Source organism: Bacteroidota bacterium (assembly GCA_016195025.1).
In the GTDB taxonomy this organism is placed as follows: Bacteria; Bacteroidota; Bacteroidia; order Palsa-948; family Palsa-948; genus Palsa-948.
The window spans coordinates 38,985-59,410 of record JACQAL010000038.1 but is presented as its reverse complement, the minus strand read 5'-3'; the positions used below and the strand labels follow the sequence as shown (position 1 = coordinate 59,410).

Annotated in this window: 22 protein-coding genes; 12 read left to right on the top strand and 10 right to left on the bottom strand. The window is 39.6% G+C overall.

Annotated elements, in window-relative coordinates; translation table 11 throughout:
* Positions 1-42: 42 nt before the first annotated feature.
* From HY063_07970 to HY063_07935, 8 genes are read right to left on the bottom strand one after another with little or no spacing between them, the layout of a single operon-like run.
* The gene (locus HY063_07970) at positions 43-435 is read right to left on the bottom strand and encodes a GxxExxY protein (GenBank protein ID MBI3501717.1); all 393 of its coding nucleotides are present in this window, start codon (positions 433-435) and stop codon (positions 43-45) included.
* A gap of 38 nt (positions 436-473) precedes the next feature.
* Positions 474-1,763 (bottom strand): nucleotide sugar dehydrogenase, encoded by a 1,290-nt coding sequence (locus tag HY063_07965; GenBank protein ID MBI3501716.1) that lies wholly within the window; start codon positions 1,761-1,763, stop codon positions 474-476.
* Entirely contained in the window at positions 1,744-2,790 is a 1,047-nt protein-coding gene (locus HY063_07960) for a Gfo/Idh/MocA family oxidoreductase (protein ID MBI3501715.1), read from the bottom strand. The genes HY063_07965 and HY063_07960 overlap by 20 nt, the downstream gene beginning before the upstream one ends.
* A complete protein-coding gene (locus HY063_07955) occupies positions 2,787-3,356 on the bottom strand; it encodes an N-acetyltransferase (protein ID MBI3501714.1) in 570 nt (189 codons plus the stop codon). The genes HY063_07960 and HY063_07955 overlap by 4 nt, the downstream gene beginning before the upstream one ends.
* 60 nt (positions 3,357-3,416) lie before the next feature.
* A complete protein-coding gene (thpR, locus tag HY063_07950) occupies positions 3,417-3,983 on the bottom strand; it encodes an RNA 2',3'-cyclic phosphodiesterase (protein ID MBI3501713.1) in 567 nt (188 codons plus the stop codon).
* Positions 3,967-4,236 carry an acylphosphatase gene (locus HY063_07945; protein MBI3501712.1) on the bottom strand — a complete coding sequence of 90 codons (270 nt, stop codon included), beginning with the start codon at positions 4,234-4,236 and terminating at the stop codon, positions 3,967-3,969. The genes thpR and HY063_07945 overlap by 17 nt, the downstream gene beginning before the upstream one ends.
* 40 nt (positions 4,237-4,276) lie before the next feature.
* A complete protein-coding gene (locus HY063_07940; GenBank protein MBI3501711.1) occupies positions 4,277-5,290 on the bottom strand; it encodes an SDR family oxidoreductase in 1,014 nt (337 codons plus the stop codon).
* On the bottom strand, positions 5,290-6,897 hold the full coding sequence (locus HY063_07935; protein MBI3501710.1) for a PD40 domain-containing protein: 1,608 nt from the start codon (positions 6,895-6,897) through the stop codon (positions 5,290-5,292). Before HY063_07935 ends, HY063_07940 begins: the two co-directional genes overlap by 1 nt.
* A 94-nt stretch (positions 6,898-6,991) precedes the next feature.
* Between HY063_07935 and pdxH the strand changes: the two genes are divergently transcribed.
* The 4 genes from pdxH to HY063_07915 all read left to right on the top strand — a co-directional run bounded on the left by pdxH (position 6,992) and on the right by HY063_07915 (position 11,602).
* Positions 6,992-7,588: a pyridoxamine 5'-phosphate oxidase gene (pdxH, locus tag HY063_07930; protein ID MBI3501709.1), complete on the top strand. Its 597-nt coding sequence runs from the start codon at positions 6,992-6,994 to the stop codon at positions 7,586-7,588.
* A gap of 107 nt (positions 7,589-7,695) precedes the next feature.
* The gene (locus HY063_07925; protein ID MBI3501708.1) at positions 7,696-9,618 is read left to right on the top strand and encodes a T9SS type A sorting domain-containing protein; all 1,923 of its coding nucleotides are present in this window, start codon (positions 7,696-7,698) and stop codon (positions 9,616-9,618) included.
* A 93-nt stretch (positions 9,619-9,711) separates the two neighbouring features.
* Positions 9,712-10,161, top strand: coding sequence for a hypothetical protein (locus HY063_07920; GenBank protein MBI3501707.1), 450 nt, complete (start codon positions 9,712-9,714; stop codon positions 10,159-10,161).
* On the top strand, positions 10,055-11,602 hold the full coding sequence (locus HY063_07915) for a T9SS type A sorting domain-containing protein (GenBank protein MBI3501706.1): 1,548 nt from the start codon (positions 10,055-10,057) through the stop codon (positions 11,600-11,602). The genes HY063_07920 and HY063_07915 overlap by 107 nt, the downstream gene beginning before the upstream one ends.
* Positions 11,603-12,060: 458 nt before the next feature.
* On the opposite strand, the gene bshB1 is transcribed toward HY063_07915, so the two are convergent.
* Both bshB1 and HY063_07905 read right to left on the bottom strand, forming a co-directional pair.
* Positions 12,061-12,768 carry a bacillithiol biosynthesis deacetylase BshB1 gene (bshB1, locus tag HY063_07910; protein ID MBI3501705.1) on the bottom strand — a complete coding sequence of 236 codons (708 nt, stop codon included), beginning with the start codon at positions 12,766-12,768 and terminating at the stop codon, positions 12,061-12,063.
* Between the two features lie 73 nt (positions 12,769-12,841).
* Positions 12,842-13,378 (bottom strand): glutathione peroxidase, encoded by a 537-nt coding sequence (locus HY063_07905; GenBank protein ID MBI3501704.1) that lies wholly within the window; start codon positions 13,376-13,378, stop codon positions 12,842-12,844.
* An 87-nt stretch (positions 13,379-13,465) separates the two neighbouring features.
* Between HY063_07905 and HY063_07900 the strand changes: the two genes are divergently transcribed.
* From HY063_07900 to maf, 8 genes are all read left to right on the top strand, one after another.
* Positions 13,466-14,122, top strand: a complete 657-nt coding sequence (locus HY063_07900) for a heme exporter protein CcmB (protein MBI3501703.1) — start codon at positions 13,466-13,468, stop codon at positions 14,120-14,122.
* A 98-nt stretch (positions 14,123-14,220) separates the two neighbouring features.
* Positions 14,221-14,880, top strand: coding sequence for a cytochrome c biogenesis protein CcsA (gene ccsA / locus HY063_07895; protein ID MBI3501702.1), 660 nt, complete (start codon positions 14,221-14,223; stop codon positions 14,878-14,880).
* Positions 14,877-15,086, top strand: a complete 210-nt coding sequence (locus HY063_07890) for a CcmD family protein (protein MBI3501701.1) — start codon at positions 14,877-14,879, stop codon at positions 15,084-15,086. The genes ccsA (HY063_07895) and HY063_07890 overlap by 4 nt, the downstream gene beginning before the upstream one ends.
* Before the next feature lie 18 nt (positions 15,087-15,104).
* The gene (locus tag HY063_07885) at positions 15,105-15,488 is read left to right on the top strand and encodes a cytochrome c maturation protein CcmE (GenBank protein ID MBI3501700.1); all 384 of its coding nucleotides are present in this window, start codon (positions 15,105-15,107) and stop codon (positions 15,486-15,488) included.
* A gap of 134 nt (positions 15,489-15,622) precedes the next feature.
* Entirely contained in the window at positions 15,623-18,073 is a 2,451-nt protein-coding gene (ccsA, locus tag HY063_07880) for a cytochrome c biogenesis protein CcsA (GenBank protein ID MBI3501699.1), read from the top strand.
* Positions 18,070-18,843, top strand: coding sequence for a DUF2520 domain-containing protein (locus HY063_07875; protein MBI3501698.1), 774 nt, complete (start codon positions 18,070-18,072; stop codon positions 18,841-18,843). Before ccsA (HY063_07880) ends, HY063_07875 begins: the two co-directional genes overlap by 4 nt.
* A complete protein-coding gene (locus HY063_07870; protein MBI3501697.1) occupies positions 18,840-19,811 on the top strand; it encodes a geranylgeranylglycerol-phosphate geranylgeranyltransferase in 972 nt (323 codons plus the stop codon). Before HY063_07875 ends, HY063_07870 begins: the two co-directional genes overlap by 4 nt.
* Positions 19,812-20,402: a septum formation protein Maf gene (gene maf, locus HY063_07865; protein MBI3501696.1), complete on the top strand. Its 591-nt coding sequence runs from the start codon at positions 19,812-19,814 to the stop codon at positions 20,400-20,402.
* Positions 20,403-20,426 lie beyond the last annotated feature (24 nt).

Genomic DNA, 20,426 nt, shown 5'->3' with positions numbered 1-20,426 from the left:
ATTATTTCTACCAAATACTAATTGATACCAATTTACTAATCTTTACTTAATGTTAACTAATCGTTTAAAAATTGCTCCTGTAGAAGTATAGTTGATAAGCAGTGCTAATTTAAGGTTACTTGATTTCAAATACTGATTCACCTGATCAATATTTGATTTGGAAAACCTGTCTTCTTTTTTTAATTCAACAATTATTTTCTCATCTATAATGAAGTCACAAAACCCTTTGCCAACTAATTCATTTTTAAATTTCACAGGAAAATAAACTTGTTCTTTATAGTTAATTTTGTGATTCTTAAAAGACACAGATAGTGCTTTCTGATAAACTTTTTCTGAATGTCCGAATCCTAATTCATTGTAAACCTCAAATGCGCAACCGACAATTTCAAAACTAAGTTCGGGATATACTAAATCATCAATAAGTTTTTTCTCCATGATTAGTACATTGGTACTTTATTGGTATTTAGTAGGAGTTATAGGCTCCAGTAAGAAATATTTTTGATCTTCCCTCTGTAGATTCCTTTTATGTCAACCAAAATTCCCTGCGAAGTAAGAATGGATTTAAAATATTTTTCATCGTGCTTCAAATAATCTTTATGATTCACCGCCACGATCACCGCGTCATAATTTTTTCCATTCATCTTCACTAATCCAAAACCATATTCGTGCATGAGTTCATCCGAATCAGCGTGAGGGTCGGTAACATCCACCTGAACGGAATAGGACTTTAATTCTTTCACAACATCGGCAACTTTTGAATTGCGAATGTCTGTGACATCTTCTTTGAACGTAGCACCCATCACCAAAACTTTTGCTTTTGAAATATCTTTTCCGGAAGAAATAATTTTCTTCACCGTATTTTTCGCCACATAAAATCCCATGGAATCATTTACATATCTGCCGGCATTGATCACGCGCGCGTGATAGCCGAGCGATTCTGCTTTATGCGTGAGATAATATGGATCCACTCCGATGCAATGCCCGCCAACAAGTCCCGGATAAAATTTCAGAAAGTTCCATTTTGTTCCAGCGGCTTCGAGCACATCAAACGTGTTTATATCCATTTTGCTGAAGATGATACTCAGTTCATTCATCAGCGCAATGTTTAGATCGCGCTGCGTGTTCTCAATAATTTTTGCCGCTTCGGCAACTTTGATTGTTGGCGCGCGGTGAACTCCTGCTTTCACAATCATCTCGTAAACTTTTGCAACTTCCTCAAGCGATTCATCATCACAGCCGGAAACAACTTTCTTCACATTTGTGATGGTGTGATTTTTATCTCCGGGATTAATTCGCTCAGGAGAATAACCAACTTTAAAATCTTTTTTGAATTTCAATTTCGAATGTTGTTCGAGAACAGGAATGCAATCTTCCTCTGTACAGCCGGGGTAAACTGTGGATTCGTACACCACATAATCTCCTTTCTTCAAAACTTTTCCTACAGATGTGGAAGCACCAATGAGCGGTTTCAAATCGGGAAGATTGTGCTCGTCAATCGGAGTGGGAACGGTGACGATTAAAAAATTTGCTTTGCGCAGTTCATCCAGCGAAGTGGTGAAAGAAATATCGCAGCCCTCAAAATCTTTTTTCTCCAGCTCGTTGCTCGGATCAATTTTCTTTTTCATCAAATCAATTCTTTTCTGATTGATGTCAAAACCAATCACAGAAATTTTCCGCGCGAACTCCAGCGCAATCGGAAGACCCACATAGCCGAGACCGATGACCGCGAGTTTAGATTCTCTCTTAGAAAGTTTTTTGTAAATGCTCATAAGCAGGTTTTAAAGAATATATCTTTTCAATTATCTCTACCACTTTCATTCCTTCGAGCGCGTTGGCAGTGATGGTATTTCTTCCTTTCAACGTATCGATTACATTTTGAATCATCAATGGATGATTATTTGCAGAACCTTTGTATCCACCGTAATCATTCGCAGGATTTGTCTCAGCCAAATTCGGCATAGAATAATTTTCAATGTGGCAATATTCAACTTTGTCCATATACTGCCCGCCAATTTTCACCGTGCCTTTGCTTCCAATCACGGCAATGCTGCTCTCCATATTTTTATCCCACACCGAAGTTGAATACTGAATGCAGCCCATTCCGCCATTTAGAAAATTAAAGCTTACCAATCCGCTGTCATCATCAAACTCTGTTGTTGATTTATGATTGAAGTTTTTGAACTTCGCCTGAATATCTTTTATATCTCCGAAAAGCCAGTACATAATATCTATGAAATGTGAGAACTGAGTAAAGAGAACTCCGCCATCAAATTCTTTTGTTCCTTTCCAACTTCCTTTTTTATAATAGCGCTCATCGCGGTTCCAGTAACAATTCAACTGCACCAAATAAATATCCCCGAGATTTTTTTTGTCAATCAATTCTTTTATCCAGGCGGAAGGCGGTGAATAACGATTTTGCTTCACCACAAAAATATTTTTCTGCACCTGCATGGATTTGTGAATCATGTTTTCACAATCTGCTTTTGAAAGCGCCATCGGTTTTTCACACACCACGTGTTTTTTTGCTTCAAGCGCTTTGACGGAAAGAGCAGCATGCAATCCGTTTGGCGTGCAGATATTCACTACTTCAATGCTTCGACTCCGCTCAGCATCCGCGAGCATTTCATCTATAGAAGAATAAAACGGAGCAGAAAATTTTTCAAGCGATAATTTTTCTTTCGGAAGAATATCGCAGAGAGCAACCAGTTCTGCTTCGGGATGGCGCGAAACCATTTCAGCATGGCGTTTGCCAATATGTCCGCAGCCGACTATTCCAAATTTTATTTTCATTTTGTTTTTATAACCTTACCCTGTACAAGTTTATATTTATCTTTTGATTCCGGACAAACAGCAACACCTTTTTTGAAATTCAAACGATGACCGTATTCACTCATCCAGCCAATTTGCTTTGCAGGATTTCCAACCCATAAAGAATATGCCGGAATATTTTTTGTAACAACTGAGCCAGCGCCAATGAAAGCAAATTCTCCTATGTCATTTCCGCAAACTATCGTTGCATTCGCACCAATGCTTGCGCCTTTCCCAACGTAAGTTTTTTCATATTGCCCTCTTCTTACCACAGCGCTGCGGGGATTTGTAACGTTTGTAAAAACCATTGAAGGTCCGAGGAAAACATCATCTCCGCAAGTAACACCTGTGTAAATAGAAACATTGTTCTGCACTTTCACATTTTTTCCAAGCACTACATCAGGGAACACAACACAGTTCTGACCAATAATATTATTTTCTCCAATCACACAATTAGGCATAATGTGAACGAAGTGCCAGATTTTTGTTCCCTTGCCGATTGTGCAGCCCTCGTCTATGACTGCGGTTGGATGAGCGTAATAGTCCATAATTAAAGAGGTCAAAGATAGAAACTTTGATAGTTCTCGGCTACTCTCGAACTGACAAATTCAGAAAGAGAATTTCATCACCGAACGGTAATCGCTTCTTCCTTCAACTTTAATTGTTTCCCAAAGTTCGCAGGAATTTATTTTTATTTCCAAACCCCGAAGGCTTTCAAAACTTACGAGGTTTATATCAGAATAATTTTTCATGGAGCGAAATCTCGCAAGAGTTATATGAGGAACCGGATCTTTTCGGAAAAATTTATTTTCCGGAAGATATTTACTTAATGCGTTATGAATATTTTCAGAGAAGAAAGAAAATAATTCATGCTTATGAAATTTCACCCAGAGCATTTCCGGTTTATGCGAAGGAGCGAAGAAAAGCGAATCAAATTTCAACGTGAATTCTATTTGCTCGGTAATGACGGGAAGAATTAATTCGATTACATCTTCAACTTCTTCGGCAGGAATGTTTCCGATAAAATAAATGGTGAGATGAATATTTTGATTTCTCATCCATTTTATTTTTTTCAGATGAGAATTTTTCCCGCGAAGTTTATCCTGCAAAGAAATTATTTCAGCAGGAACAGGAACCGCCAAAAATATTCTTCTGCTCTTATCTTCTGATTTCAAAGGATGAAAAGTTTTTTAATTCACTTTCTGAGATTTTAACTTCTGAAACAATTGCACGTGTCGGTCCTTTTTTGCACCAGTCAATTAATTTTTTCAGTTGTTCTTCTTCTCCTTCGGCTTCGATGAAAACATTTCCGTTCGGTTCATTGCGCACAAATCCTTTCACGCCTGATTGATTTGCAATTTCCATAGCGGATTGGCGGAAAAAAACTCCCTGAACTTTTCCGGTGACTATTATATTGTAATGTTTCATCAGAAATATTTCTCGCAGAGACGCAGAGAGCGCAGAGAAATCACTTCACGTACTTCTCAAAATTCTTGTGTTCCACTTTTGTAAGTTCGTCTTTGGTGAGCGATTTAAAATATGCGTAGGTAATTTTCAATCCTTCCGCACGATTTACTTTTGGTTCCCATCCTAAAAGTTTTTTTGCGAGAGAAATATCCGGCTGGCGCTGTTTCGGATCATCTTGCGGCAAGTCTTTGTAAATCATTTTTTGTTTTGTTCCTGTCAACTTAATTATTTCTTCTCCGAATTCTTTAATAGTGATTTCATTGGGATTGCCAATATTTACCGGAAGAGAATAATCACTCAGCAGCAAACGATAAATCCCTTCCACCAAATCGTCAACATAACAAAACGAACGCGTCTGGCTTCCATCTCCGAACACAGTTAAATCTTCTCCGCGTAATGCTTGTCCGATAAAAGCAGGAAGAACTCTTCCGTCATTCAAACGCATTTTCGGACCATACGTATTAAAAATTCTGACGATGCGGGTTTCTACTTTATGATAGGTGTGATATGCCATCGTGATGGCTTCGGCAAAACGTTTTGCTTCATCGTAACATCCGCGCGGGCCGATTGGATTTACATTTCCCCAGTAATCTTCTGTTTGCGGATGAACCAGCGGATCGCCATACACTTCAGAAGTGGAAGCGATAAGAATACGCGCGTTTTTATTTTTGGCAAGTCCGAGACAATTATGCGTACCGAGCGAACTTACTTTTAATGTTTGAATCGGAATTTTTAAATAATCTATCGGAGAAGCGGGAGAAGCAAAATGAAGAATGTATTTTATTTCTCCTTCAATGGAAATATGTTTGGTTAAATCGTGTTCAATAAACTGAAAAGACCTCACGCCCAACCCCTCTCCCAAAGGAGAGGGGAGCAGATGTGCAATATTTTTCCGGTCACCGGTAATAAAATTATCCATGCCGATAACATGAAAACCTTCCTTAATAAATCTGTCGCAGAGATGCGAGCCGAGAAATCCGGCAGCACCTGTGATGAGAACTTTTTCTTTCTTCACTATTGTTTTTTCAGTTTGATATTTTTTGTCACCTCCGGACTGAATTTCAAAACTTCGTCAAAGATATTTATATCCTCAGAGTAGGGCTGGTAGCCCTCGGCTTCCACTTTCATAGTCCATTTTCCCGGGGGAAGAGCTATAACATAGTATCCGCTGTTCGCATCGGGAGAATAAATTCCCTGTTGTTCATTTGTTTTCTTGTTGATGATTTCAACTTTTGCCTTTTTAATTTTCGTCAGCGAGTCAGTGCTTTGAATGTATCCCCTGTAAACAGTTTCTTTTCCTTCCACATCTTCGAGAATCACGCGGTAAATATCCAAATCGCCCAGCCCGCCTTCGCGCATGGCGGAGAGGTAGGCAATTCTTCCGCCCGAAGTGAAACTGATGCTGAGGTCGTCATCGGCAGTGTTGATGGGATAGCCGAGGTTTTTCGGAGCGCTCCATGTTTGATTCACTTCATCCCATACCGATTTGAAAATATCAAAACCGCCCATGCTCGAATGCCCCTGCGAAGCGAAATAAATGGTTTTTCCATCTTCTGAAAAATGCGGAAACTCTTCCTTGTATTTAGTGTTGATGTTGGGCCCGAGATTTTTTAATTCGCTCCATTGCCCGTTCGGAAGTTTTCTACATATATATATGTCGGTTTCTCCGTAATTGGGATTATCGGAAGTTCCCGGGCGGCTGCTTGCAACAAGCAGCACTTCTTCTTCGGTTAACGGATTTTTCCAGATGGAAGCGGAAGTTTCGAGTCCTGCATTTATATTTTCGGGAAGCCGCTCGGGTTTGAGCCATTGCATTTTATTGTTCAGCCGCCTGGCAATCCAAATATCGCCAAACACTTCTATGTGGTCAATGTAAAAAAGCATAATGGTTCCATCGGCAGAAACATCCACCACCTGCTCATCGAGGTTTGTATTCACGGCAGCAACGGGCTGAACCTTTGCGGGCTTTCCGTTTTTTATTTCCACCGAAAAAATATCGGAAGGATAGAAGCCGTCAAACTCGGGCTGCTGCGCGGTGGGAGATTTTCTGCGCGAAGTGAAATAGAGCATGGTTTCATCAGGCGAAATGATAGGATAAAAATCAGGATACTCGGAGTTTACTTCCTTGCCTAAATTCTGAAACGTAACATTGAGCGGGCGCTTCACTAATTCTTTTCCGTTGTGGCATTGCTCAATGAGGCGGTCAATGGTTTCAATTTCTTTTTTGTCTTTTGTTTTTGATTTGTATTTATTGTAGGCGTTGATGGCATCGTCAAAACGGTTTGCATAATGATATGCTTTTCCCAAATCAAACCAAACATCATCCGGAAATTTTTCCTGTTTGATGATAAGTTCCAGATGCGGAATTGCTTTTGCTTTGATGGAGTGTGAAAGAAGATAACACTGCGCAATTTTATGATTGTATTCTATATTATCCGATTCTTTTTTCAGTAGAAGCAAATAACATTTTATGGCGGCAGGATAATTATGCTTGGCGAAATAATCTTTGGCTAAATCGGGGTCGCCTTTAATAATGATGGGCTGGGAAAAACAAGTTGCAGGAGGCAGCAGCAGAAAGCAGAAAAAAATAACCATTCGTATCATTTGCAGTATTCGTTTCATTGGTACAATTCGCATATTAGAATCGTGCGGCTGTTTGCAAAAATAATACCTTTGGTAAAACAAATGACAAATTACTTTTCCAAGAAAATTTTTCATGCTAAATGAATCTTCCATAGATAAAAATCCGTTTCATCAATTTGAAAAATGGTATGGTGAAGCATATAAAGTTTCAGGAGAAGATGCCAGCGCAATGACGCTTGCCACTTCCCTGAAAAATCATCCCAATGCCAGAACAGTTTACCTGCGGGGGCAGGATAAAAAAGGGTATTGGTTTTTTACAAATTACAAAAGCAGCAAAGGAAAAGAATTAATAAAAAACAAAAATGCATGCTTGCTTTTTTTCTGGCCGCGATTATTAAGACAGGTTAAAATGCTGGGCTATGTAGAAAAACTTTCTGCCAAAGAATCGGATAATTATTTTGACGCTCGTCCGCGCGCAAGCCAGATAGGAGCATGGGCATCTCCGCAAAGCCAATTGCTTCCAAGCCGCAGTTCATTGGATGCATGGGTGGAAGAATACACAAAACTTTTTGAAGGGAAAAAAGTAAAACGCCCTTCGCACTGGGGAGGATTCAGATTCATTCCTGTTTATTTTGAATTCTGGCACGGAAGAGAAAGCCGCCTTCACGATAGAATTATTTTCAGGAAAGAAAAAAACGGAAAGTGGAAAATGCAGCGCCTCTCTCCGTGAATTGAATGTGAAGAACCGGAGGAAAATATATTTTTGGCAGTATAGAAAAAGAATATATATTCGCAACCTCAATTAAAAACTCCGTATAACTAAAAACAAAAAAAGTCATGAAAAAAACATTACTTATCGCTTTCGGTTTTGCAATTGCAATTGGAGCCGGAGCGCAAACAGGCAGAAAAAAGATAGACCAAAAATATCTTTGCGCCAAGCCCAGTTTCAAAGACCGCGAAATGGCAGAACCAACAACTTCTGTTCCGCTGGTAAGACACGAAAGAAAATCTCCTCTGAAAATTAATCCGAAGGCGCTTGTAATTGCCGATGTGGCAACCATGGGACATGCCAACAATGCCTACGGAGGATTTACCCGCCCGGGCCGCGAAATTATTGACTGGAGCGATGCTTCAGGCACAGGAGTTTTAACGTGCACTCACCGCGCCTGCCCCGCTTGCGGTGATGGCTCTTCCGGTTCAGGAGAGTACAGGGTTGATTATTCCATAGACGGAGGCACCACATGGAAAGGACAACTCGGTGGTATTTATATTCCCAGCCCTGACTTTGGGCGCTATCCTGCCGGTGTTATTTACAACGTTGCCGGAAATACCATTGCTGACAGTTGTTTTATTTCTTATCACGGACCTTCGTGCACTACCTGCGCAGGAGCCGGTGATGAGTGGATACATTATTTATACGGTACTGCCGTATTGGGTGATGCTGCTAACACCGCCAAGCAAGGTGAAACTAATTTTACAGCTAACGTTGCTTCTCATGGTTTAATTCCGGATTGCATGATAGAGGCAAACGGAGTTACCTGGGTGAGCGACATGGGATATGACGGAACTGATTATACCGATTCTATTATGATTCGCAAGGGAGTTTGGAATACTTCCACACGCATGCATGATTACACAACCATTAAAATTCCTTTTCCTGTTGCATCAAATACAGCCGGTGCAAAAATGTTCGGAACCACTAATGTGGCATTCTCTTCAAACGGGCAGATTGGTTATATAACTGCAACCGGACATGATACTTCATGGACATTTAATCCTGACAGCAACTATACTGTTAATGTTTTCAAAACTACAAACGGAGGAAACACATGGTCAGGACCCATCCGCATCAATGTAAATTGTGTGGGCGCTCAATTAGGAACTTCAGATACTTTGTTCAATCCCGCCTTTCAATTAGACGGTGCGGTGGATAAGAATGGAAATTTACATCTTATACTCGCCATTGCTCCCTGGGCAACAGGCGGTGCAGTTACAACTGTTCCCGGAACATGGGGTGAGTTTTCCATCATCACAGATGGTTCTGCAGATAATGCTGCAGCCATTCAACTGCTTGACAAACCCATGACTTTTAGAGGAACTTTTGCCGCCATTACTGAAGACGGCCGCGGGCAGGTTTCTATTAACAAAGCAGCCGATAAAGTTTTCTATATATGGTTTGATACCGATACGAATGCTTTTCCCGGTGGCGGAAACACCAACCCCAATGCTGTTTGCAGATATTATGATGTTACAGCAGGTCAATGGGGAGCCGTAACCAATCTTACTGCAGGAAGCGCTGCTGAAGGCGTGGTTACTTTCGGTTATGTTTCTTACTGGGCGGAAGGCACAGCATCTCCTTACACGCTTCATATCGGTTATCAATTCATGACCGGAACGGATACACAGCCGGTGGATTTCCACTATCTCACAGGAGTTACTGTGGCAACCGGTTCAACTTCGGCAGGAAGCCCCTGCGGAAGTCTTGCTGTGCATGAACTGAATTCGGATATAAGTTCTTTTAATCTTTACCCAAACCCTACAACAGGAGTTTCTACCATTGAAATTACAATGAAAGAAGCCGGCAAAGCGGTTCTTGAAGTAAGTAATATGGTTGGGCAAACTATTTACAGCACAAGCAAAGAACTTGGTGCGGGCACGCATACATTCTCTGTTGATGCAAGCAAATGGAACAGCGGTGTTTATTTCTACACAGTGAAAACAGGAAACAGCAGCGTTACTAAAAAATTAGTGCGCGAGTAAATTTTCCGATAATCCAATTGAAAACCCCGGGCAGAAATGTTCGGGGTTTTTTATTTTTATATTTGCATTTCCATTCCATTAAAAACAAACAGCATGAAAAAATTATTATTCTTTTCAACTCTTGCAGCAATTTCATTTACATCCTCTGCTCAAAATGAAAAATACATTGCAAGCAAACCACAAAGAGATGTTGCGGAAACTTCTGCTGGGGTTTCTTTCATTAAACACGAAAGAAAAACTCCTTTCAAAAAAAATCCGAATGCTTTAGTTGTAAATGATATTCCTACAGGCGGTCATTCCAATAATGCGTACGGAGGTTTTACCCGCCCCGGGCGTTCGGTGATTGATTACAATGATTCCCTAAATACGTTAACTCTTATTCACCGCTCCTGCCCTGCGTGCGGAGACGGCTCTCCTAACTCCGGCTGTTTAAATTTTGACTATTCAAAAAACGGAGGCAACACATGGACCGGAAACAAAGGAGTTATTTTTTGTAGCAACGGCTTCTTTGCTGGCGCGCTATCCTTCTGCAGTAATTCATAATCCATCGGGAAATATAATTGCTGACAGCGCAAGCATTGCCTACCATGCACCTTCCTGCGGAACGTGTGTTTCTCCTGCGGTTTTTAATAAATATATTTCGGGAGCGGCTGTAATCGGAACTCCAACTGCTACGGCAACGTGGACGGTGGATTCATTTCCTCCCTCTATTGCAGGATTAATTCCTGATTGCATGGTGGAAGCAAACGGAGTTACGTGGGTGAGCGATGAGGAATATAACGGCATTGATTACAACGATACTCTTATTGCCCGCAAAGGAATTTGGAACGCCTCGCTAAAAAGATATACATACACAACACTTAAAATTGGTTTCCCTGTAAATGCTGATAATAAAGGAGCAAAAATGTTCGGCACTACCAATATTGCTTTTTCCAAAGACGGACAAACCGGATATTTAAGCTGCACCGCGCACGATGATTTTTCTTTTGAAGCCGACAGCGCCTTTTACATCTGCGTTTTCAAAACCACCGATGGAGGAATTACCTGGGTGGGACCCGCCCGCATTAATTTGCAGTGCGTTTACCAGCAACTGGGCGCAAGCGCAGGAACAATTTACAACACGGCTTTCCAATTAGATGGCGCGGTGGATATGAATGGAAAACTTCATCTCATTCTTGGAATTGCTCCCTGGGCTTCGGGCGGTTCCATTAATACAATACCGGGTACATGGGGAGAATTTTCTGTGATTACCGATGGAGTTGCCAGTGGCAGCGCTTCTATTAAATTACTTGACAAGCCCATGTCTTTCAGAGGAACTTTCGGAGGAATTACTGAAGACAGCCGCGGACAAATTGCAGTTTCAAAAGCAGGCGATAAAGTTTTCTATATCTGGTTTGATACAGATACCAACTCTTATCCCTTTGGCGGAAACACCAACCCGAATGCTGTTTGCAGATTTTATGATGTGGCTTCAGGAAACTGGGGCGCTGTAACCAATCTTACTTCGGGAACTGCGGGTGATGGAGTGGTTACCTTCGGATATGTGGCATATTGGGCGCAAGGTTCTGCTTCTCCTTACACCATTCATATCGGCTATCAGTTTTTAACAGGCACCGATACACAGCCGGTAGATTTTCATTATCTGCAAGGCATAACTGTATCCACCACTTCGGCTTCCATAGGAAACGCCTGTTCGGTAATTCCGTTGGGAACTTCTGAAACACATTCAGCAGAAAATCTTTTCACTATTTATCCGAATCCTTCCAATGGTTTCACAACTCTTGCTATAAACATGGCAACGGGCGGAAAAGTTTTGATTGAAATAAGCAACCTTGTTGGTCAAACCATTTACCACACCGGCAAAGAATTGGCTGCGGGCACGCATACCTTCTCTGTTGATGCAAGCAAATGGAACAGCGGTGTTTATTTCTACACAGTGAAAACAGGAAACAGCAGCGTTACTAAAAAATTAGTGCGCGAGTAATTGATTCCTTCTCATTAAAAAACCCTCTCTGATTTTTCAGAGGGGTTTTTTTGTTTTTGCGCTTATTCCAATAAAAACAAAAGCTATTTTTAAAAAGATTTTAAACAATAATACATTTTCAGCGAAATCATTAACCAAATTAGAGATTCTATTAGCCAAATTAGAGAAACTATTAGCCCGATTTAAGAAACAATTAACTTAATTTGACAAAGCGGAAACCAAAAATTGGAAACCGGAAACCAATTTTGAAGAAATAGTTTCTGAATTTTGGTTAACAGAAACCAAATTTGAAGTAATAGTTTCCAAATTTAAAATTATAGAAACCAAATTCGGGCTTCATTAATTTGGAATTTTACTTTCTTTTTGAAAATTTTAGTTTCATTATTCACCACCGTTGCAGTGATAAATTGAAGGGAAGGAATGGTTTCACAAATGCGAGGATTTGTTAACCAACAAAATTATACCAGAACTTCTCCCCTGTATTCTTCCATCACATTAAACCCTTCGGCATACTGCGCGCCAATAAGTTTTCCGTATTCCATTTCGCGCTGGCGCACGTAGTGAAAAAACTTAGGATGAGAAATTAAGGTTTCGGGCTCTTTTGAAACAGGATTATAAAACTGCGAGGCAAATGCCTGAATGGCTTCCATCTTTTTCTCTATATAAGGAGTAATGTCAATTGCAAAATCAGGTTTGTGTTTCCGGTATTGTATATAATGATACACCGCTTTCGGTCTCCACGATGGTTGCTTTTTGCTTTTTTCTTTTGTACCTATTCTCGGAAGCCCGGAAAGAAAACTTGCTTCGGCAATTAACTGCGCTGCCCTTCCATGGTCAGGATGGCGGTCGGAAATTGCAGGAGCAAGAACAACATCCGGTTTATAGTGGCGGATTTTCTGAATGACTTTGAGAATATTTTTTTTGTTGATTTCAAAAAAACCATCTGGCAGTTTTAAGTTCTCGCGAAAAGATACTCCGAGAATCTTTGCTGCGTTCTTCGCTTCTTTCTCGCGGATGGCGGCAGTGCCTCTTGTTCCCAATTCCCCTCTTGTCAAATCAACAATGCCAACTTTTTTTCCTTCAGAAATATTTTTCAGAATAGTTCCCGAGCAGGAAAGTTCTACATCATCAGGGTGAGCGCCAAAGGCGAGAATATCTAGTTTCATGGTTGAATGGCTGAATGGTTGAATGGTTGAATAGTTTTTAGCCATATAACCATATAGCCATTTAACAATTATTTTATCTATCCATTATCCAGTCCGTAATAATTTTATCATCGGGTTTTATTTTGGAAGGATAATATCCCTGCCATTCTCCGTTTCTTCCTATGAGAAATTTATTGAAGTTCCATTTCACATCGTTATCCTGCATGCCATTCTCCTCTTTTTTCTGAAGCCAACTGTAAATCGGAGCAATGTCTTTTCCCTTCACATCAATTTTCGCCATTAAAGGAAATGTTACGCCATAGTTTTTCGAACAGAAAGATTTTATTTCAGCAGGCGTGCCCGGTTCCTGTCCGCCAAAATCATTGCAGGGAAAACCGAGAATGACAAAATTGCTGTCCTTGTAATTCTTGTAAAGCCATTCCAGTTCTTTATACTGCGGAGTGTAGCCGCATTCGGAAGCCACATTCACCACCAGAATTTTTTTGCCTTTGTACTTATGCAAATCCACATCGTTGCCTTCAAGGTCTTTTGCCTTGAAATCATAAAAAGATTTTTTGTCTCCGCCAAAAAAAGAGAAAAGCAGAAAGAAAGAAAGAAGAATGGTTTTCATTGTAAAAATATTTAAGCGAAGATAAAAAGAAATGCTCGTTGCAAGATTCGTTATATTCGTAATTGAATTCGTTACTTCGTTACCGGAATGCTGAAAGAAATCTCCGCTTTAATCGGAAAAGAATTATTAATTGAATTCCGCCAGCGTTATGCGCTCGGAGGAATTCTTCTTTATGTAGTTGCAACGGTTTTCATCTGCTATCTTTCTTTCAAAAATAGTATTGAAGTGAATACATGGAACGCTTTGTTCTGGATCATCATTTTATTCGCTTCGATTAATTCAATCGCAAAAAGTTTTTTGCAGGAAAGTAAAGGAAGAATGCTTTACTACTTTACAATTGCAAGTCCGCAAGCATTTGTTCTTTCTAAAATAATTTACAATTCAATTCTCATGCTGATTCTTTCTCTGATATGTTTCGGGTTTTATTCGTTGTTCATGGGAAATATTGTTTCCAATCTTTCGCTCTTCTTCCTTATTATTATTCTTGGCTCCATTGGAATTTCTTCTTTGCTCAGCATGATGTCTGCCATTGCGTCCAAAGCGCATAATAATTTTACCATCATGGCTATTCTTTCTTTTCCTATCATCATGCCGATTCTCATAGTGATAATACGCCTTTCTCAAAACGCAATTGACGGAACTGATTTTTATTACAACCTGAAATATTTCGGAGTACTTTTTTCTTTAGATGTGATTGTTATCATTCTTGCTTACTTATTATTTCCATATCTTTGGAAAGATTAATCTACGGATGTACTAATTAGTACCAATGTACTAATGAACTGCAAAACTCCAAAAGAAAACTCATATTAGTACATTAGTAGAGATTAGTAAATTAGTAGATGAGAAAAAATTGGTGGAAAATACTTTGCGTTTTATTTTTAGTGTATACAATTACAGCAGGATTCCTTTCTGATGTTCCCCGCCTTCCCATTCTTCACGAAACCATCCGCAACCAATATTTTCATGTGTGCATGTGGTTTGCGATGATGATTTTATTTACTGTTTCATTAGTGTTCAGCATTCGTCATCTTTCATCGGGAAAACAAGAGCGGGATATTATTGCCTCAGAAGCAACCAATGTCGGAATCATGTTTGGAATTCTTGGTTTACTCACAGGAAGCATTTGGGCTCGCTACACCTGGGGAGCGTGGTGGACGAATGATGTAAAATTAAATGGAGCGGCAATCACCATGCTTACTTATTTTGCATATCTGGTTTTACGCAACGCAATCACCGATGAACAGAAGCGCGGAAAAGTTTCTGCGGTCTATAATATTTTCGCTTATGTGATGATGCTCGTCTTCATCATGATTTATCCGCGCCTGAGCGATTCGCTTCATCCCGGCAACGGAGGAAATCCGGGTTTTGGAAAATATGATTTGGATAACCACATGCGAATGGTCTTTTATCCCGCTGTCATCGGCTGGACATTGCTTGGCGTTTGGATAATGACACTGAGAATTAGAATTCAAAAAATAAAATTACAAACTGACCTATGAAAAAAATTATTTTGTCCTGGCTCTTGACTCTTATTTCTTGCTTCTGCTTTTCACAAGAGCAAGTAGAAATGGCTGACGGACTTCGCGCGGATGGAAAAATTTATGTGGTGGTGGCAGTGCTCGTAACCATTCTTCTCGGAATTATTCTCTTCCTTATTATGATTGACAGAAAAGTTTCGGATATAGAAAAGAAATTAAAGAAGTAATCGTATATTCGTGTTGCTATGAAGAAAACTCACATCATCGGTATCATTTTAATCGCAGTTGCCATTGGAGCCATCTTTGCTTCGTTGAGTGATGCAAGCACGTACGCAACTTTTACACAAGCTCAGCAAAAAGAAGGAAAAGAATTTCACGTAGTAGGAAAACTCGACAAGTCAAAAGAAATGGTTTATAATCCGCAGCAAGACCCAAATATGTTTGTCTTCTACATGAAAGACAGCGACAGTACCGAAAGAAAAGTTACGCTTCACCAGGGCAAGCCGCAGGATTTTGAACACACCGAACAAATTGTAGCCATCGGGAAATGCGTGGGAAATGATTTTCACGCAAGTTCTGTTTTAATGAAGTGTCCTTCCAAATATGTGGATACGAAGAAACAAATTTAATAGTTGATTTCGGGTATCTACTAATGTACCAATCTCTACTAATTTACTAATAACAGCATCTTTATTTCTATTTGTGTTTTGTATTTCATTAGTACATTAGTACCAATTAGTAAATTCGTAGATAAAATTTTTGCATGCAGTATATTGGTGAACATCTTTGGGCTGGTCAACTCGGAAATATTTTTGTAATTATTTCTTTTGTCTCAGCTCTGCTCTGTTCACTTTCTTATTTCTCTGCTGCTAATTCCCCTCTCCCTTCGGGAGAGGGACAGGGTGAGGGCTGGAAAAAAATCGCTCGCTGGTCTTTTTTAATTCACACACTTTCTGTTTTCGGAATGGTGGGAACACTTTTCGTCATGCTCATCGGGCATTATTTTGAGTATGAATACATCTGGCATCATTCCAACAAAACAATGCCGCTGCGCTACATCGCTTCCTGTTTCTGGGAAGGACAGGAAGGCAGTTTTCTCCTATGGATCTTCTGGAACGCAGTGCTCGGAACTTTTTTAATGAAACGTTCAAAAGATTGGGAAGCGCCCGTGCTCACCACCGTTTCTCTCGTGCAAGTTTTCCTTACTTCCATGTTACTTGGAATTTATGTGCTCGGATATAAAGTCGGCAGCAATCCTTTTGCGGTTCTTCTACGGGAACATCCGCAGTTCAAAGATTTGCCTTTTGTTCAGAATGCAAATTATCTTTCTAAGTTGGATGGAAAAGGTTTGAATCCTCTTCTGCAGAATTACTGGATGGTGATTCATCCTCCGACTTTATTTTTAGGATTCGCTTCCACAGTAATTCCATTTGCATTTGCAATCGCAGGATTGTGGAAGAAAAAATTTAACGAGTGGCAAAAGCCCGCGCTCACCTGGACATTTTTCGGAATCATGGTTTTGGGAACAGGAGTTCTCATGGGAGGCGCGTGGGCATACGAAGCGCTTTCGTTCGGAGGTTTTTGGGCGTGGGATCCCGTAGAAAATGCTTCGCTCGTTCCCTGGCTCACGCTTGTTGGTGCCGGACACGTGATGATGATTCACAAAAACAAAGGGCAATCTTTATTTGCAACACATTTTCTTGCGCTCATCGCTTTTATTCTTGTCCTCTACTCTACTCTTCTCACTCGCAGCGGAATTTTAGGAGACACTTCCGTTCACGCATTTACAGATTTAGGAATGAGCGGGCAACTTTTAATTTATTTAGGATTTTTTACGCTGCTTGCAATTACTCTTCTCATTATGAATTTCAAAAAACTTCCGAGAGAAGAACACGAAGACAGTATTTGGTCGCGAGAGTTCTGGATGTTGATCGGAGCGCTTGTACTTTTGATTGCGGCTTTTCAGATTTCACTCACCACTTCCATTCCCGTCATCAATAAAGTTTTCGGAACCAACATGGCTCCGCCAGCCGAAGGAAAAGTGATTCAGCATTATCACCAGTGGCAGATTCCGTTTGCAATTTTAGTTTTGATTCTGATTGCTTCCGTACAATTTCTTAAATACAAAAAAACAGATTCAAAAGAATTTCTGAAAATCATTTCTATACCGATGGGAATTGCTTTGGTGATTGCTATAGCCATCAGTTTTCATTTCAATTGGTTTTCTCAAGGAAGAACTGTTTTCTATTCTGCTCTTTTATTTGCGTGCCTGTTTGCCATCTTAGGAAACATGAACTATTTTTTCAAAATATTAAAAGGAAAATTTGACCATGCAGGCGCTTCAGTTGCCCACATTGGCTTCGGAATGATCCTGCTGGGCGCAATGATCTCCACTTCACGCAGTGAAAAAATATCCATCAACCAGAAAGGCGATGTTGAAATTTTCGGAAAAGATTTTTCAAACAGGGAAAATATTCTTCTGGCGAAAAATGATACGGTGAAGATGGGAGATTATTATGTCACTTACAAAGACAAAAGAAAAGAAGGCGTGAATATTTTTTACGATGTTGAATATCTGAAGAAAGAGGAAGGTGGAAAATATTCCAGCGCATTCATTCTTAGTCCGCGCATACAACTCAACCAGCAAATGGGAAATGTGGCAGAACCTGACACGAAACATTTTTGGAAAAAAGATATTTACACACATATTACTTATGCAGATCTGGAAAACATCAATAAGGAAAATAATTCTTCGGATGAATATTCTGAACCGCATAACAACAACATTGCAAAAGGAGATACATTTTTTTCAAAGAACAGTATTATCGTTCTTGGAAATCTTACTACAGCCCTCGACAAAGAAAAACTTGGAATACAAAAAGCAGATATTATTGTAGGAGCAAATCTGAAAATTTTAGATGTGTATGGAAAAGTTCACAGCGCAATGCCCATCTATTATATAACCGACAGCATTCCAAATGTCATCGAAGCGAAAGTAGATGAACTCGGATTAAAATTCGCCTTCTGGCAGATAAATCCTGAAACAGGAAAAGTGGACATTTCCGTTTCAGAAAAAAAATCTGATAAAAAAGATTTCATTGTGATGAAAGCAATTGTTTTCCCCTATATAAATGTGTTGTGGATGGGCTGCATCATCATGATCATCGGAACGGTGATGGCGATTCGCAGACGGTTAAAAAGAAAAACAGAATGAGAATTTTTCTGATCGGCTCAGGCAATGTGGCCACACAACTCGGCAAAGCATTCAGGCAATGCGGACATAAAATTGTTTTTGTTTACAGTCCGAATATTCTTCACGCAAATAAATTAGGAAAAGAATTAAAATGTGCATGGGGAAAATCGCTGGAAGCAATTGCGCATTTTCCTGCAGATGTTTACATCATTGCGGTAAAAGATGACGCAATTGCTGAAGTAATAAAACAAATGCCTGCGATAAAAAATAAATTTGTCATTCACACTTCGGGCGCAACAGATATTTCAATTCTTAAAAAGAAATTTAAAAATTGCGGAGTGCTGTGGCAGGCGCAAACCATTCAGTTAAGAAGCAAAATAGATTTTAAAAAAGTTCCTCTGGTGATTGAAGCAAGCAATCCATCATCTGAAAAGATTTTGAAAAAACTTGCAAACGATTTAAGCGATAAAGTTTATTCTTTTAATTCAAAGCAGAGAAGAGTTCTCCATCTTGGCGCGGTATGGGTAAATAATTTTCCGAATCATCTTTATGTTTTAGCAGAAACACTTCTGAAAAAATATAATTTACCATTTGAATTATTTGGTCCGCTCATGCTATCTACCGTTCAAAGCGGAATGAAAAATCCCAAAGCAGCCCAAACCGGTCCGGCAAAACGAAATGACAAGAAAACAATGAGCGCCCATCTGAAACTTCTTCCGGATAAAAATTATAAAACACTTTACAAACTTCTCAGCGCAAGCATTCTCAGAGCGCAAAACAAAAAATCGTGATTGCTTTTCTGCGATTAATCCGTTTTCCCAACCTGCTCATCATTGCCTTCACGCAATACATGATTCGGTTTTGTTTGCTTCAACCGATTCTTAAACTTTCCGGATTTGAATTGCAGATGAAAGAATGGGAATTTGCGTTACTCGTTCTCGCAACTGTTTTTGTTTCTGCGGGCGGATACATCATCAACGATTATTTTGATGTGCGCATTGACAACATCAACAAGCCCGATGAAAATGTGATAGACAAAGAAGTGAAACGCAGAGTTGCAATGGGCGCGCATGCTGTTTTAAGCGTTCTCGGAGTGCTGATTGGAATTTTTCTTTCCTGGAAAAGTCATATTCTCATCACAGGCGGAGTTCTGTTTACAATTTCGGTAATTGCACTTTGGTTTTATTCTACAACTTTTAAATATAAATTTCTCACAGGGAATTTGGTTGTATCGTTTCTCACAGGAATAGTTCCGTTTATGGTAGCGCTTTTTGAAATTCCAAGAATCATTCTCGCATACAACACGCAACTTATTCAGCAACTTTCCAAATACGGATTTGCTGCTACTACTACTATTCTGCTTTTATGCGGTGCCTATGGAATTTTTGCGTTCGCACTTTCTCTCATCCGCGAAATGATAAAAGACATGGAAGATGTGGAAGGCGATAAAGAATACGGCTGCAGAACAATTCCGATAGTACTGGGAATGAAAAAAGCAAAACTCATTCTTTATCCACTAATCATTCTCACAATGGCAGGAGTCGCATACGGACAAAATTATCTTCACGAGCAATTAAAGGATAAATATTCTTTCCTTTATTTTTTAATCCTTGTCCAGATTCCACTTTTGATTCTTGTCTTCCGGATTTTAAAATCGCACGAGAAAAAACAATTTCACTTCGCAAGCATGCTGGTAAAATTTATTATGCTCGCTGGAATTTGTTATTTGTTTTTATTTCGATTTCTTTTGCTTCAATAAATGCTCAGCAATAAACTCAAAAAATATCATATCATTCTCGCTTCAAAATCTCCGCGAAGGAAATTTCTTTTGAAAGAACTCGGATTAGATTTTGAGATTAGGACAAAAGATGTAGATGAATCTTTTCCTCAAAAACTGAAAGGAAAACAAATTGCTTTTTATCTCTGTAAAAAGAAAGCGGAAGCATTCAAAGATGAATTAAAGAAGAATGATTTGCTGATTACTGCCGATACAATCGTTTGGATAAAAAATAAAGTGTTGAACAAGCCTGCAAATTATTCTGAAGCAGTTCAAATGCTCAAACTTCTTTCCGGAAAAATGCATGTTGTTTATACAGGCGTTTCTCTAACAACAAATCAAAAGCAAAAAATTTTTTGTGTGGCGACAAAAGTATTTTTCAAAAAACTTTCTGAGAAAGAAATTCATTTTTACGTGAGCAACTACAAACCTTTTGACAAAGCAGGCGCATACGGAGCACAGGAATGGATTGGATATGTGGGCGTGAAAAAAATTATCGGCTCTTATTTCAATGTGATGGGGCTTCCGGTAAAAGAATTGTACGAAGAGCTGATGAAGTTTCAATCCTGCTAAACTTTTTTCCGGTTCGCTATTAAC